At 74.8% G+C, this 13,913-nt stretch carries 11 protein-coding genes and 1 pseudogene; 7 read left to right on the forward strand and 5 right to left on the reverse strand.

Annotated features, from left to right (window positions below; genetic code table 11):
• The first annotated feature begins 74 nt into the window (after window positions 1-74).
• From LC193_RS23940 to LC193_RS23955, 4 genes are all read left to right on the forward strand, one after another.
• On the forward strand, window positions 75-1,121 hold the full coding sequence (locus LC193_RS23940) for a thiamine ABC transporter substrate-binding protein (protein ID WP_226077349.1): 1,047 nt from the start codon (window positions 75-77) through the stop codon (window positions 1,119-1,121).
• Window positions 1,118-2,761: an ABC transporter permease gene (locus tag LC193_RS23945; RefSeq protein ID WP_226077351.1), complete on the forward strand. Its 1,644-nt coding sequence runs from the start codon at window positions 1,118-1,120 to the stop codon at window positions 2,759-2,761. Before LC193_RS23940 ends, LC193_RS23945 begins: the two co-directional genes overlap by 4 nt.
• A complete protein-coding gene (locus LC193_RS23950) occupies window positions 2,761-3,831 on the forward strand; it encodes an ABC transporter ATP-binding protein (protein ID WP_226077353.1) in 1,071 nt (356 codons plus the stop codon). Before LC193_RS23945 ends, LC193_RS23950 begins: the two co-directional genes overlap by 1 nt.
• Window positions 3,832-3,967: 136 nt before the next feature.
• Window positions 3,968-5,524 (forward strand): family 10 glycosylhydrolase, encoded by a 1,557-nt coding sequence (locus LC193_RS23955; RefSeq protein ID WP_226077355.1) that lies wholly within the window; start codon window positions 3,968-3,970, stop codon window positions 5,522-5,524.
• 73 nt (window positions 5,525-5,597) lie between these two features.
• On the opposite strand, the gene LC193_RS23960 is transcribed toward LC193_RS23955, so the two are convergent.
• Entirely contained in the window at window positions 5,598-6,767 is a 1,170-nt protein-coding gene (locus LC193_RS23960; RefSeq protein WP_226077357.1) for a hypothetical protein, read from the reverse strand.
• A pseudogene (locus LC193_RS23965) lies at window positions 6,749-7,375 on the reverse strand (ABC transporter ATP-binding protein); the annotation flags it as partial. The pseudogene LC193_RS23965 and the gene LC193_RS23960, both read right to left, overlap by 19 nt.
• A 434-nt stretch (window positions 7,376-7,809) precedes the next feature.
• Here LC193_RS23965 and LC193_RS23970 point away from each other — a divergent pair.
• Window positions 7,810-9,243: a gamma-aminobutyraldehyde dehydrogenase gene (locus tag LC193_RS23970; RefSeq protein WP_226077359.1), complete on the forward strand. Its 1,434-nt coding sequence runs from the start codon at window positions 7,810-7,812 to the stop codon at window positions 9,241-9,243.
• 27 nt (window positions 9,244-9,270) lie between these two features.
• Here LC193_RS23970 and LC193_RS23975 read toward each other — a convergent pair whose 3' ends face one another.
• Window positions 9,271-9,963, reverse strand: coding sequence for a glycerophosphodiester phosphodiesterase (locus tag LC193_RS23975; RefSeq protein ID WP_226077361.1), 693 nt, complete (start codon window positions 9,961-9,963; stop codon window positions 9,271-9,273).
• Window positions 9,951-10,973 carry an adenosine deaminase gene (locus tag LC193_RS23980; RefSeq protein ID WP_226078864.1) on the reverse strand — a complete coding sequence of 341 codons (1,023 nt, stop codon included), beginning with the start codon at window positions 10,971-10,973 and terminating at the stop codon, window positions 9,951-9,953. Before LC193_RS23980 ends, LC193_RS23975 begins: the two co-directional genes overlap by 13 nt.
• Window positions 10,974-11,206: 233 nt before the next feature.
• Here LC193_RS23980 and LC193_RS23985 point away from each other — a divergent pair, with 233 nt between their 5' ends.
• Both LC193_RS23985 and LC193_RS23990 read left to right on the forward strand, forming a co-directional pair.
• Window positions 11,207-11,668, forward strand: coding sequence for a hypothetical protein (locus LC193_RS23985; protein WP_226077362.1), 462 nt, complete (start codon window positions 11,207-11,209; stop codon window positions 11,666-11,668).
• 389 nt (window positions 11,669-12,057) lie between these two features.
• Window positions 12,058-12,273: a hypothetical protein gene (locus tag LC193_RS23990; protein ID WP_226077364.1), complete on the forward strand. Its 216-nt coding sequence runs from the start codon at window positions 12,058-12,060 to the stop codon at window positions 12,271-12,273.
• 147 nt (window positions 12,274-12,420) lie between these two features.
• Here LC193_RS23990 and gabT read toward each other — a convergent pair whose 3' ends face one another.
• The gene (gene gabT, locus LC193_RS23995) at window positions 12,421-13,779 is read right to left on the reverse strand and encodes a 4-aminobutyrate--2-oxoglutarate transaminase (protein ID WP_226077366.1); all 1,359 of its coding nucleotides are present in this window, start codon (window positions 13,777-13,779) and stop codon (window positions 12,421-12,423) included.
• Window positions 13,780-13,913: the final 134 nt, after the last annotated feature.

A 13,913-nucleotide genomic window follows, 5' to 3' on the forward strand; every position in this document is an offset into this window, starting at 1 on the left:
TCATGCTGGGTAGGAAGTTCGGATCGCTCTCGTGCTGCCCGCGTGTCCTGTCCACGCCTCACGAAAGCGGCACGATGAGACGCAGCCTGACAGTCGTCCCGGTACTCGGCCTGCTCGCGGTCGCCTGCGGCGGCACCGACGAGGGCTCGGGCGGCGACGAGGTGACCCTGGTCACGCACGACTCGTTCACGGTCTCGGACGCGGTGCTCGACCGGTTCACCGAGGAGACCGGCTACACGGTGCGCGTCCTGCGCGGCGGCGACGCCGGCGTCATGGTCAACCAGGCCGTGCTCTCCCGGGGCAACCCGCAGGGCGACGTGCTGTTCGGCATCGACAACACCCTGCTCACCCGCGCCCTGGACGAGGACGTGTTCACGCCGCACGAGGCCGAGGGGCTCGCGGCCGTGCCCGAGCGCTTCCAGCTGGACGCGGGCGAGTACCGGGTCACGCCGGTGGACACCGGTGACATATGCGTCAACTACGACCGGGCCTGGTTCGAGGAACGGGACCTTGAGCCGCCCGCGACGTTCGACGACCTGGCCGACCCCGCCTACCGGGACCTGCTGGTCGTGCAGAACGCCGCCACCTCATCGCCGGGGCTCGGCTTCCTGCTCGGCACCGTCGCCGCGTACGGGGCGGACGGCTGGCAGGACTACTGGCAGCGGCTGGCGGACAACGGCGTCGAGGTCGTCGACGGCTGGGAGCAGGCGTACAACGAACGGTTCTCCGGCGCGGGCGACGGCGACCGCCCGCTCGTCGTCTCCTACGCCTCCTCGCCGCCCGTCGGAGTCGTCTACGGCGGCGAGGAACGCCCCGAGCAGGCGCCGACCGGCGTGCTGACCGACACGTGCTTCCGGCAGATCGAGTTCGCCGGGCTGCTGGACGGCGCGGCGAACGAGGAGGGCGGCCGGGCCCTGCTCGACTTCCTGATCAGCAGGGAGTTCCAGGAGGACATGCCGCTCCAGATGTTCGTCAACCCCGTGCGCGAGGACGCCGAGCTGCCCGAGGAGTTCACCCGTTACGGCGAGGTCGTCGAGGAGCCGTGGACGGTCGGCCCCGAACTCATCGCCGCCCACCGGGACGACTGGGTCGACACGTGGACCTCCGTGGTACTCGGATGAGGCACGCGGCGCACCGCGCCGCGCTGCTCGCGGGTCCGCTGGCCTTCTTCGCGCTGTTCTTCGCCTACCCGGTCGCGGCCATCACCGACCGCGGGCTGCGGCCCGACGGGGTGTGGCAGCCGGGCCGGGTGGCCGAGGTGCTGGCGGACCCGGGCGTGGCGCAGGTGCTGTGGTTCACCCTGTGGCAGGCCGCCGCCTCCACGGTGCTGACGCTGGCGCTCGCGCTGCCGGGCGCCTACGTCTTCGCGCGTCTTGACTTCCCCGGCAGGCGGCTGCTGCACGCGTTCGTCACCGTGCCGTTCGTGCTGCCCACCGTCGTGATCGGGGCGGCGTTCCTCGGCCTGGTGGGCCGGGGCGGGCTGCTCGACGACCTGTGGGGGATGCGTCTGGACAGCAGCGTGTGGGCGATCCTGCTGGCGCACGCGTTCTTCAACTACGCCGTCGTCGTGCGCACCGTCGGGGGGCTGTGGGCCCAGCTCGACCCGCGGCAGGAGGAGGCCGCCCGGGTCCTGGGCGCGAGCCGGTTCGCCGCGTTCCGGCGCGTGACGCTGCCGGCGCTCGCGCCCTCGGTGGCCGCGGCCGGGCTGATGGTGTACCTGTTCACGTTCACGTCGTTCGGCGTCGTGCAGATCCTGGGCAGCCCGCGGCAGGCGACCCTCGAAGTGGAGATCTACCGGCAGACCGCCCAACTCCTCGACCTGCCGACGGCCGCGGTGCTGACGCTGGTGCAGTTCGCCGCCGTCGGCCTGCTGCTGGCCGCGCACTCCTGGATCGTCCGGCGCAGGGAGAGCGCCCTCGCGCTCGTCGACCCGGCGCGCACCGCACGCCGCCCGCGCGGCGCGGCCGACCGCGCGCTGCTCGGCGGCACGCTCGCGGTCATCGCGCTGCTGCTGGTGCTGCCGCTGGCCGTCCTCGTGGAGCGCTCCCTGTCGGGACCCGACGGCTACGGGCTGACGCACTACCGCGCCCTGGCCGCCGAGGACGGCGGCACGTTCGCGGTGCCCCCGCTCGACGCGATCGGCAACTCCCTGTCCTACGCCGCCGTGGCCACGCTGATCGCGCTCGCGGTCGGCGGGCTCGCCGCCGCCGCGCTGACCCGGCGCGCCGGGCGGTTCACGCGCGGCTTCGACGCGCTGCTGATGCTGCCGCTGGGCACCTCGGCGGTCACCGTCGGCTTCGGCTTCCTCATCGCGCTCGACGAGCCGCCGCTCGACCTGCGGTCCTCGTGGATCCTCGTGCCGCTGGCGCAGGCCCTGGTGGGGGTGCCGTTCGTGGTCAGGGTCATGCTGCCGGTGCTGCGCGCGGTGGACGAGCGGCTGCGGGAGGCCGCCGCGGTGCTCGGCGCCTCGCCGCTGCGCGCGTGGCGCGAGGTGGACCTGCCGCTGGTGCGGCGGGCCCTGCTCGTCGCGGCGGGGTTCGCGTTCGCCGTGTCGCTCGGCGAGTTCGGCGCCACCGTGTTCATCGCCCGCGCCGACCGGCCCACGCTGCCGGTCGCCGTGGCCCGGCTGCTCGGCCGGGCGGGCGAGCTGAACTACGGGCAGGCGATGGCGCTGAGCACCGTGCTCATGCTGACCTGCCTGCTGACCCTGCTGCTGCTGGAGCGCCTTCGCCCGGCCCGCTCGACCGAACTGGTGGCCTGATGTCCCTGCTCGAACTCTCCGGCGTCTGCGTCTCCTACGGCCGGCGCACCGCGCTGCACGCCGTGGACCTGCGGATGGCGGCCCACGAGACGGTGTGCGTGCTCGGCCCGAGCGGCAGCGGCAAGTCCACGCTGCTGCGCGTGGTGGCGGGCCTGACCGCGCCCGACGGCGGAACGGTCCGGCTGGACGGCCGCGACCAGGCGGGCGTCCCGCCGCATCGCAGGGGCGTGGGGCTGATGTTCCAGGACCACCAGCTGTTCCCGCAGCGGGACGTGGGCGGCAACATCGCGTTCGGGCCGCGGATGCACCGGGTGCCCGCGGCGGAGACGGAGCGCCGCGTGGCCGAACTCCTCGAACTGGTGGGCCTGCCGGGCGCGCAGCGGCGGCCCGTCTCCGGCCTCTCCGGCGGCGAGCAGCAGCGCGTCGCGCTGGCCCGCGCCCTGGCGCCGCGGCCCCGGCTGCTGATGCTGGACGAGCCGCTCGGCCAGCTCGACCGCGACCTGCGGGAACGGCTGGCGGTCGAGCTGCGGCAGCTGTTCCGCCGCCTTGGCACCACCGTGCTGGCCGTGACCCACGACCAGGGGGAGGCGTTCGCCCTGGCCGACCGGGTGCTGGTGATGCGCGAGGGCCGCGTCGCCCAGGCGGGCAGCCCCCTGGAGGTATGGCAGCGCCCCGCCGACGCGTTCGTCGCGCGCTTCCTCGGCTTCCGCAACATCGCCGGGGCGCGCGTCGGCGCGGACGGGCACGCGGACACCCCCTGGGGCGCGGTGCCCGTGCCCGACGGCACGCCGCCCGGCCCCTGCCGGGTGCTGATCCGGCCGCCGGGCGTGCGGCTCGGCGGGGCGCTGCCGGCCGTGGTCAGGGCCAGGACCTTCCGCGGCGACCATGTGCTGCTGCACCTGGAGCCCGAACGCGGCCCCGTGCTCGAAGCCGCGTGCCGGCCGGCGGCGGCGCCGGCCGAGGGCGAGGCGGTGGGCGTCGGCTTCGACGCCGCCGAGGTGGTGGCGCTGCCGCCGGGCGACGACAACGGGGACGGGAACGGCGGCGTCGGGGCGGCGGCAGCGGACTGACCGTCAGGCCGCGGGACCGGACCGCGCCGCGAACAGCGCGTGAGAAGGTGAAAGTTTCCGTCTAGGCGCGGGGGCCGGGGCGAAGTAAATTGTCGCCGCAGCCACCCCGCCATCCGCATCCCCCGGAGGGAACCGCATGAGACGGCTCCTGCCCACCCTGCTCGCCTGCGCCGGACTGCTGACCGGCACGGCCGTCGCCGCGCCGGCGCAGGCCGAGGACAACCCGCCCGAGCAGTGGCGCAGTTACTGGGTCGACGCCTTCAACGAGGGCATATACACGCCGGACCAGGTCGGCACGCTCATCGACGACGCGCTCGCCGTCAACGCCAACGCGCTGATCGTGCAGACCGCCCGCCGCTACGACTGCTTCTGCAACCGCGCCCTGTACCCCAGGACCGACGCGGCGATCGACCCGGCGCCGTACGACCCGCTGGACGAGGTCATCGAGCAGGCCCACGCCGCCGGTCTCGAAGTGCACGCCTGGGTCAACGTCAACACCATGTGGAACAGCGCGACCCCGCCGCGTTCAGCCGACCACGTCTTCAACCGGCACGGCCCCGGCGCGACCGGCGCCGACCGGTGGCTGAACCGGAAGGCGGACGGCACCGAACTCGTGGGCGCCAACGCCTACATCGACCCGGGCCACCCCGACGCCGTCGAGTACATCGTCTCCGCCGTCCAGAGCATCGTCCGCGAGTACGACGTGGACGGCATCAACCTGGACTACATCCGCTATCCCGACGGCAGTTCCACGACGACGCACAGCGACTGGGGCTACAACGAGGTGTCGCTGGAACGGTTCCGGCAGGCGACCGGCCGCACGGACACCCCGGACCCGGCGGACCCGCAGTGGAGCGACTGGCGGCGCGACCAGGTCACCAACCTGGTGCGCCGCGTCTACCTCGGCATGTGGGAGGTCGACCCGGGGGCCAGGCTGTCCATGGACGCCATCACCTACGGCTTCGGGCCGCAGACCACCGGCGGCTGGGAGACCACCCGCACCTACCGCGAGGTGCTCCAGGACTGGTCGGGCTGGCTCGACGAGGGAATCATGGACACGGTCGTCGCCATGAACTACAAGCGCGACTGGAACCAGGACCAGGCCAGGATGTTCGCCGAATGGACGGAGTACCTGGCCGACGCGCAGGGGGAGCGGCAGGCGGTCAACGGCCCGGCCCTGTACCTGAACTCCGTCTCCGACAGCCTCGCCCAGGCCCGCCTCTCGCTCGCGCCCACCGAGGCGGGCAACACGGCGGCCGGGTGGAGCGGCTACTCCTACGCCAACCCCAGCATGGACGTGCCGGAAGCGGGCCGCCCGGCCGAACAGGAGCGGCTCGCCGAGGCGTTGACCAGCGGGCCCGACGCACCGTTCGCCGAGGAGGCCGCGGTGCCCGGCATGCCGTGGAAGGCGCGGCCGGAGGACGGCCACATCACCGGGGAACTGGCCCTGCGGGACGGCACGCCGCTGGACGGCGCCGAGGTCACGCTCACCCCGCTGACCCCAGGCGGCGAACGGCACACGCGCCGGGCCGACGGCTCGGGGTGGTTCGGCTTCGCGCACGTCGAGCCCGGGCTCTACCTGGCGCGTGTCGCCCCGCCGCGCGGCGTCGAGCGGGTGCCCGCGGAGGTCGTGCGGGTCCAGCGCGGCACCATCGCGGAGGCGGAGTTCCCGGCCTTCGGCCCCCGGCGCTGAGGCCACGCCCCGCCGGGACGGCCCGGCGCCGCGGCCCTTCCGCCCGGCGCCGGGCCGCCGTGCCGCGGCCGGCTCACCGGCCCCCCGGCAGCGCGAACAGCAGCGCGGCCAGCCAGGTCAGCGGCACCAGCGCGCCGAACAGCGCCGCAGCGCGCAGCCACGCCGCGCCGCGCAGCAGGCCGCGCGGCGCGCCGAGGCGGGCCAGCGTCGCGGTGGCCGACCTGCGGTCGGCACGCGCGGCGCCGGCCACGGTGGCGACCGTGCCGAGCGCGCACACCAGGACCACGCCGGCGCCCAGCGCCCCCAGCGGGCCGAACTCCCGCAGCCCGTCCAGTTCGAGGGCCGCGAGCAGCGCGGCGGTCGCGGCGCACAGCGCGCCCAGCGGGCCGCCGATGCGCCGCGACTCGCCTTGGAGGGTCCGCCCGGCCAGCAGCCGCAGCATGCCGGGCCTGCCGCCGCACAGCAGACGGCCGCACACCCACACGAGACCGGGAGCGGCCAGCACGATGCCGGCCGCGATCATGAACCAGCCGCCCACCACACCGGGTTCGGTGCCGCCGAGCACGCCCGCGAGCGGCAGCCAGCCCTCGGGGTCGTCCCCGAGGGTGCCGTCGGCCGCGTAGCCGCACAGCGCGATCCCCGCCCCGGTCAGCGCGACGCCCCAGGGCAGCCCGGCAGGCGGCAGCGCGGGCGGCGCGGAACCCGCCGGCTCCGCCGCGGCCCGCGCGCCCCCGCCGCCGGCGCGCCGCAGCGCCAGGCCGCCGGCGGCGGCGGCGCCCGCGGGCGCGACGGCCAGCAGGGTGAGGACCGCGCCGAGGGGCAGCGGCCGGTCGGCCGCGAAAGCCTCGGCCGCGGCCCCGTCCAGCGGGAGCCCCGTTCCGGTGCCGCGCAGGTGCAGGAAGACCAGCAGCGCGCACACGCTGCCGGCCAGGCCCGCGACCGCGGTGGAGGCCGCGGCGAGCGCGGGCAGCCGCGCGGGCCCGAGGCCCGCCATGTCCAGGCCGGAACGCGGGCGCGCCGCCGGATCGGCCCTGGCCACCGCGGCGGCCAGCTGGGCGGTCGCGGCCAGCGGCACCGCGCACCAGGCGAGCCGCAGCGCCGGCGCCCGCCCGCCCGGGTGCGCGGTGGCGTAGGCGAGGGCGGCGAGCAGCAGGAAGCCGACACCGGCAGCGGCGGCGGCCAGCAGCAGCCGCCGGCACAGGGCCGGCGGGGCGGCGCCGCGGGCTAGGCGGAGAGTGAGCATGCGGCCGGGTTCGTCGCGCCGGACTCGCGGCCGTCGACGAGCGCGACGGTGCGGTCGGCCAAGGTGGACACCTGGGTGTCGTGCGTGGCGATGACCACGGTGATGCTGTGCGAACGCCCCGCGGTGGTCAGCGTGCGCAGCACCTGGGCCCGGTCGGCGCGGTGCAGCGGTGCGGTCGGTTCGTCGGCGAACAGCACGTCCGGCTGGTGGACCAGGGCGCGGGCGATGGCGATCCGCTGCCGCTGCGCCTGGAGCAGGGCGGTGGGCCGTTTGCGGGCGCAGTCGCCGATGTCGAGGCGTTCCAGCCATTCGAGCGCGGTGCGCCTGGCCTTGCGGTGCCCGCAGCCGGCGAGCAGCAGCGGCAGCGCCGCGTTCTCCCAGGCCGTCAGCTCCGCGACGAGCTGCGGGGTGTCGCCGACCCAGCCGAACCGGTCGCGGCGCAGCCGTTCGCGCGAGGTGGGGGTGAGGGTGTGGACGGGCATGCTGTTGAACCAGACCTCCCCGCGCCCTGGCACCAACTGGCCGGAGAGGCAGCCGAGGAGCGTGGACTTGCCCGAGCCGCGCGGTCCTGTGACGGCGAGGATCTCGCCCTGCCGGACGCCGAGCGAGACGCCGAGGAGGGCGGGCGAGCCGTGGTGGGCGTAGTGCACGTCGCGCGCCCACAGCACGTCGTTGTCGGGTGGGGCCATGGTCTGCGGCACCTCCGCTCGTAGCGTGAGGACTCCCGGGGCCGGGTGAACGGGCGGCCGGGGGAGCCGGGGGAAACGAATCACAGCCACTCGGCACCGTGACACGGCGCGGACGGGTGCCGCCCGCCGACTCGGCGGGTAGTCCGAAGAATCCTCCGAACGGTGCACACCGCCCGCCGCTCACCGCAAAACCTCCCATACGGAAGCGGGAAGAGGTCATTTCTTCCTGGCCGACGGGGGCTTGCGCGGGGAATCTGTGGCTCGCGGCGGTGTTGCCCGACCGGGGCCCGGGCATAGGCTGCGTAGCCAGTGAGGCCCGCAGGAGATCCGGACCGGGAAGGCTGGAGGGTGCCGTGACGACCGAGCCGCGCCGCGTGCGCAACTACATCGACGGGAAGTACCGCGACGCCGAGGACGGGCGGACGATGGAGGTGGTCGACCCGGTCACCGGCCGGCCCTACACCACCGCGCCGCTCTCCGGGCCCGCCGACGTGGACGCGGCCATGGCCGCCGCCGCGGCGGCGTTCCCCGCCTGGCGGGACGCCACGCCCGCCGAGCGGCAGCTGGCGCTGCTGAAGATCGCGGACGCGTTCGAGGCGCACGCCGACGAGCTGCTGGCGGCGGAGTGCCGCGACACGGGCAAGCCGTTGGAGATGACGCGGGAGGAGGAGCTGGGGCCCGTGCTCGAACAGCTCCGCTTCTTCGCCGGCGCGGCCCGCATGCTGGAGGGCAAGGCGGCGGGCGAGTACATGGCCGGCCTCACCTCGTTCGTGCGGCGCGAGCCGATCGGGGTCTGCGCGCAGGTCACGCCGTGGAACTACCCGTTCATGATGGCGGTGTGGAAGTTCGCCCCGGCGCTCGCCGCGGGCAACACCGTGGTGCTCAAGCCCTCCGACACCACGCCCGCCTCGACCGCGCTGATCGCGGGCCTGATGGGCGAGATCCTGCCGCCCGGCGTCTTCAACGTCGTGTGCGGGGACCGGGACACCGGGCGGCTGATGGTCGAGCACCCCACGCCCGCGATGGTGTCCCTCACCGGGTCCGTGCGGGCGGGCACGGAGGTGGCGGCGAGCGCCTCCACGGACCTCAAGCGCGTGCACCTGGAACTGGGCGGCAAGGCGCCCTGCGTGGTGTTCGAGGACGCGGACCTCGCGGCGGCGGCCGAGGGCATCCGCGACGCGGGGTTCTTCAACGCCGGCCAGGACTGCACCGCGGCCACCCGGGTGCTCGTGCACGAGTCGGTGCACGACGCGTTCGTCGAGGCGCTGACCGAGGCCGTCCGCGAGGTCCGCACCGGCGACCCGACCGCCCCCGACTGCTCCTACGGCCCGCTGAACAGCGCCGCCCACCTGGAGAAGGTGTCCGGCTTCATCGAACGCCTGCCCGCGCACGCCACCGTCGTCACCGGCGGCCACCGGGTCGGCGACGAGGGCTTCTTCTACGCGCCGACCCTCGTCACGGGCTGCCGGCAGGACGACGAGATCGTGCAGCGGGAGGTCTTCGGCCCGGTCGTCACCGTGCAGAAGTTCACCGACGAGGCCGAGGCCGTCGCCCACGCCAACGGCGTGGAGTACGGGCTCGCGTCCTCGGTCTGGACCCGCGACCACGCCAGGGCGATGCGGATGTCGAAGGCCCTGGACTTCGGCTGCGTGTGGCTGAACACGCACCTCGCGCTGGTCGGCGAGATGCCGCACGGCGGGTTCAAGAAGTCGGGCTACGGCAAGGACCTGTCCGCGTACGGCCTTGAGGACTACACGCGGGTGAAGCACGTGATGACCGCGATGTGACGCCCCGCCGCGCGGCCCCCGGCCCGGTCAGCCGCCCGGCGCCGGGCCGAGGACGGCGCGCAGCACGGCGATGCGGTTGGTGGTGATGGCGGTGACGCCGAGGGCCACGAGGCGGCGCATGGTGCGGCGGCTGTCCACCGTCCAGGCCGCCACCTCGTAGCCCTCGGCCGCCGCCCGTTCGACGACCTCGCGGGTGACGAGGCCGAACCGGTAGTTGAGCCACCGCGGGCGCAGTTCCGCGAGCAGCGAGGGGCGGGGGCGCCCGGTCCGCTTCCAGGTCAGCGCGATCTCGGCCGCCGGGTCCGCGGCCCGGACCGCGCGCAGCGCGCCCGGGTCGCCGCAGTAGTACACGCGGCTGCCCGCCCCCGCGGCGCGGGCGGCGGCGACGGCCGCGAGCGCGGTGGCGGGGGCCCGTTCCGGCAGGTCGATCAGCGTGCGCACCGGGGCGGTGGCGGCGAGCGCCGCGGCCAGCGTCGGCACGCCGCCGCCGGTCAGCTCGGCCAGCCGGCCCGCCGTCAGGTCGCCCACGGCCGCGCGCCGCCCCCACAGCCGTTCGAGCGTCGGGTCGTGCAGCACGACGGGCACGCCGTCGGCGGTGAGGCGCACGTCGAGCTCGACGGCGTCGGCCCCGGCGGCGATCGCGGACGCGAAGGAGGCCAGGGTGTTCTCCCTCGCCAGGTAGGGGTCGCCGCGGTGGGCGACCGCGGTCACCCGGGCCACGCCGCCAGGTGGGCGTCGATCTCGGCGGTCAGCCGCGCCTTGCCGGGCGTATCGAGGAACGAGACCTCGACCGCGTTCCTCGCGAGGGCCGCGACGCCCGCCGCGTCGAGGCCGAGCAGCCGCGCGGCGACGGCGTACTCGTTGTTCAGGTCGGTGCCGAACATCGGCGGGTCGTCGCTGTTGATCGTGACCAGCACTCCGGCCTCGACCATGGCGGGCAGCGGGTGCTCGGCCAGGGAGGGCACGGCCTTGGTGGCGACGTTGGAGGTCGGGCACACTTCGAGCGGGATCCGGTGCTCGGCGAGGTGGGCCAGCAGCCGGGGGTCCTCGACGGCGCTGGTGCCGTGCCCGATGCGCTCGGCGCGCAGCTCGGTCAGCGCGTCCCAGATCGTTTGGGGGCCCGTGGTCTCGCCCGCATGCGGGACGCTGTGCAGGCCCTCGGCGATGGCGCGGTCGAAGTACGGCTTGAACTGCCCGCGCGGCCAGCCGGTCTCCGGCCCGCCGAGGCCGAACGACACCAGGCCGTCGGGGCGCAGCTCGCACGCCATCCTGGCGGTCTCCTCGGCGGCCGGCAGCCCCAGCTCGCTCGGGATGTCGAAGCACCAGCGGAGCACGACGCCGAAGTCGCGTTCGGCCGCGGTGCGGGCGTCCTCGATGGCCTCCATGAACGCCACGTCGGGGATGCCGCGCTTGACGGAGGTGTGCGGGGTGACCGTCAGCTCCGCGTACCGCACCTGCTGCCGCGCGAGGTCCCGGGCGATCTCGTAGGTGAGCAGCCGGATGTCCTCGGGCTCCCGGATCAGGTCCACGACCGAGATGTACAGCTCGATGAAGTGGGCGAAGTCCCGGAAGGTGAAGAACTCGGCCAGCGCTTCGGGGTCCTTGGGCACCGCGGTGTCGGGGTGCCGCGACGCCAGCTCCGCGACGATGCGCGGTGAGGCCGAGCCGACGTGGTGGACGTGCAGCTCGGCCTTGGGAAGTGCGGCGATGAAGGCGGTGAGGTCGGTCAACATGGCCCCCTGCGGCAGTCGGTTTCCCCCATCGTAGGCACCGCACACCGGCGGGTGGGGGCAATTAACGGCGCACTGACCGGCCGTGCGCCCTGCCCGAGACCGCGCACGACCGGATGTGACGCGCAACACGCAGAAACCCCGGCGAAGTGACGTAATGATCCGCGCGGCGCGGGGTCTCCCTGATGACCGGCCGGCCCCGAACGCCGACCGGGGAGCAGGAGGGACGCACGATGAACGCAGTTGACCGGACGAGGACGGCCATGGCCTGGCTGTCCTCGGCGGCCCCGGAGCCGGCCGCCTGCCGGTGGGAGTGGGAACGGCACCCCTTGGGGGTGGCCCTGTTGCCCGCGGGCCGCATATGGGACGTGCTGATCCTGCCGGGCACGCTCGGCCACCCCACGTTCGACGTGCTCGTCCGGGTCCTCGACCGGCCGGGGCCCGTGCTCGCCGCCCATCTCGACAGCCGGATCGGCTTCTTCGTGCCGCCGGGCACCGCGGGCCGCTGGCTGGGCACCGGCGTGCGCGCGGCGGGACACGGCAGCTGGATCGTCGTGCCGCATCCGGGACGGACGGCGGGGGGTGTGCGCTGGCTGCTCCCGCCCGACGGTTCCGGAGTGCTCACGGACCCGGCCGTACTGGAACTCGCGATGCACGAGGCCGCGGCGGTCGTGGGGCGGCTGCGGGAGGACTGAGGGCGGCTGCCCCGGAGCCGGAGGGGGGAGTGGGCTCCGGGGCAGTGCCGCCCGGGAACCGGGACGGCCGCACGCCCCGGGGGGTGTGGGGCGGGCGGAACCGGTCCGAAAAGGAGTGCGGGAGACTGGCTGCTCTCGCTTCCGCCAACGACGGTAAGGCAGGTCAGCGCGCCCGGGACCCGCCCGGTGCCCAATCCGCATCACATCCCCGCACCTTCTCCATCCCGCTCACCGCACCTGCCCCCGGCGTGCCCCGGGGGGCCCCGGCCACCCTCGGGGTCCCGGATACCGCGCCGGGGCGGGGGCGGGTGTCGCCGCTCCAACGCGCGCTGTGCCACGGTGGCGCGCATGGACCCCGCACAGTTCGACGGATATGTCGAACCGGGCCGGTGGACACCCTGTCCATCGCGGACGCGGCTCGCCAACTCGACGCGATCACCCGCTATGTGGCCATGACCCGGCAGGACCTCGACCGACGGGAGAAGGACGGCGACCTCCCGGCGCTCGACGCCGAGAAGGCGCTGGCCTTCGCCCACGAGGCCAGGGCGCTGTCCCCGACCGACGGCAGGGGTGAGACACCAGTGAGGAGCGGCGGGAGGAGCTGAAGGGGCGGATGACCTCATGAGCCGGGTGAAATGGGAGCGCGCTGCCGAGAACGCCCCGCCCCGGCACGGCGGGGACGATCCGGGGCCTGCGGCGGAGCCCGCGCCCGGTGACAGAGTGCCTGCCACCGGTGCGCGGCCCGCGGGACCTCACAGGCGGGCCAGGGCGGCCTCCAGGATGTCGAGGCCCTCGTTCAGCAGCTCCTCGCCGATGACCAGGGGCGGCAGGAAGCGCAGGACGTTGCCGTAGGTGCCGGTCGTGAGCACGAGCAGGCCCTCGCGGTGGCAGGCGGCGGCCAGGGCCGCGGTGCTCTCGGGGTCGGGGTCCTTGGTGCCGGGCCTGACGAGTTCGACGGCGAGCATCGCGCCGCGCCCGCGCACGTCGCCGATGACCGGGTGCTTCTCGGCCATCGCGGCGAGCCGGGGCCGCATGATCTCCTCGATCCCGCGGGCGCGGGCGGGCAGGTCGAGTTCGCGCATCGTCTCGATGGCGCCCAGGGCCGCCGCGCACGCCACCGGGTTGCCGCCGTAGGTGCCGCCGAGCCCTCCGACGTGCGCGGCGTCCATGATCTCGGCCCGCCCGGTGACGGCGGCGAGCGGCAGCCCGCCCGCGATCCCCTTCGCGGTGGTGATGAGGTCGGGCACGATGCCCTCGTCCTCCGAGGCGAACCACTGGCCGGTGCGGCAGAAGCCCGACTGGATCTCGTCCGCGATGAGCACGATGCCGTGCTCGGCCGCGAACTCCGCGACGCGCGGCAGGAAGCCGCGGGCCGGCACGATGAACCCGCCCTCGCCGAGGATGGGTTCGATGAGGATGGCCGCGGTGTTGTCCGCCCCGACCTGCTTGCCGATCTGGTCGATGACGGCCGCCGCCGCCTCCTCGGCGCAGCGCTCCGGGCCGGTGGGCCAGCGGTAGGGGTAGGCGAGCGGCATCCGGTAGATCTCCGGGGCGAACGGCCCGAAGCCGTGCTTGTACGGCATGTTCTTGGAGGTCAGGGCCATGGTGAGGTTGGTGCGGCCGTGGTACCCGTGGTCGAAGACGACGACCGCCTGCCGCTTGGTGTGGTAGCGCGCGATCTTGACGGCGTTCTCCACCGCCTCGGCACCCGAGTTGAGCAGCAGGGACTTCTTCGTGTGGTCGCCCGGGGTGAGCCGCGCGAGCTCCTCGCAGACCTCGACGTAGCCCTCGTAGGGGGTGACCATCGCGCACGTGTGGGTGAAACGGGCCAGCTGGGCCGAGGCCCGGCGGACCACGGCCTCCGCGCTGTTGCCGACCCCGGTCACGGCGATGCCGGAACCGAAGTCGATGAAGCTGTTGCCGTCGACGTCCTCGACGACTCCGCCGCCGGCCCTGGCGGCGAAGACGGGCATCACCGTGCCGACACCGGCGGCCACCGCGGCCTGCTTGCGCGCCATCAGCTCCCGGGACCTCGGCCCCGGCACCTCGGTGACGAGCCGGCGCCGCTGGGGGAGGGAGGGGCCGCCGGACAGTTCGGTCAAGGCGCTCATGCGTGCACTCCTCGTCGCGAAGGGGCTGGATTGCCTCACTCCCTCGCAGGCTAGGGCCGGGCCCGGCGCGCGGTCATGCGCCGCGGCGGAGTGTTCGCGAGCCGCTGTTGGCCGCGGCGGCGCACTGCCCCGGG

Origin of the sequence: Streptomyces marincola (genome assembly GCF_020410765.1) — a bacterium.
GTDB lineage: Bacteria > Actinomycetota > Actinomycetes > Streptomycetales > Streptomycetaceae > Streptomyces > Streptomyces marincola.

What these genes read in the sequence shown, in the direction of transcription:
- LC193_RS23945 (WP_226077351.1), top strand. Translation starts at nt 1,118, where the DNA reads ATGAGGCACGCGGCGCACCGCGCCGCGCTGCTCGCGGGTCCGCTGGCC.
- LC193_RS23960 (WP_226077357.1), bottom strand. Translation starts at nt 6,767, where the DNA reads ATGCTCACTCTCCGCCTAGCCCGCGGCGCCGCCCCGCCGGCCCTGTGC.
- LC193_RS23950 (WP_226077353.1), top strand. Translation starts at nt 2,761, where the DNA reads ATGTCCCTGCTCGAACTCTCCGGCGTCTGCGTCTCCTACGGCCGGCGC.
- gabT (WP_226077366.1), bottom strand. Translation starts at nt 13,779, where the DNA reads ATGAGCGCCTTGACCGAACTGTCCGGCGGCCCCTCCCTCCCCCAGCGG.
- LC193_RS23955 (WP_226077355.1), top strand. Translation starts at nt 3,968, where the DNA reads ATGAGACGGCTCCTGCCCACCCTGCTCGCCTGCGCCGGACTGCTGACC.
- LC193_RS23985 (WP_226077362.1), top strand. Translation starts at nt 11,207, where the DNA reads ATGAACGCAGTTGACCGGACGAGGACGGCCATGGCCTGGCTGTCCTCG.
- LC193_RS23940 (WP_226077349.1), top strand. Translation starts at nt 75, where the DNA reads ATGAGACGCAGCCTGACAGTCGTCCCGGTACTCGGCCTGCTCGCGGTC.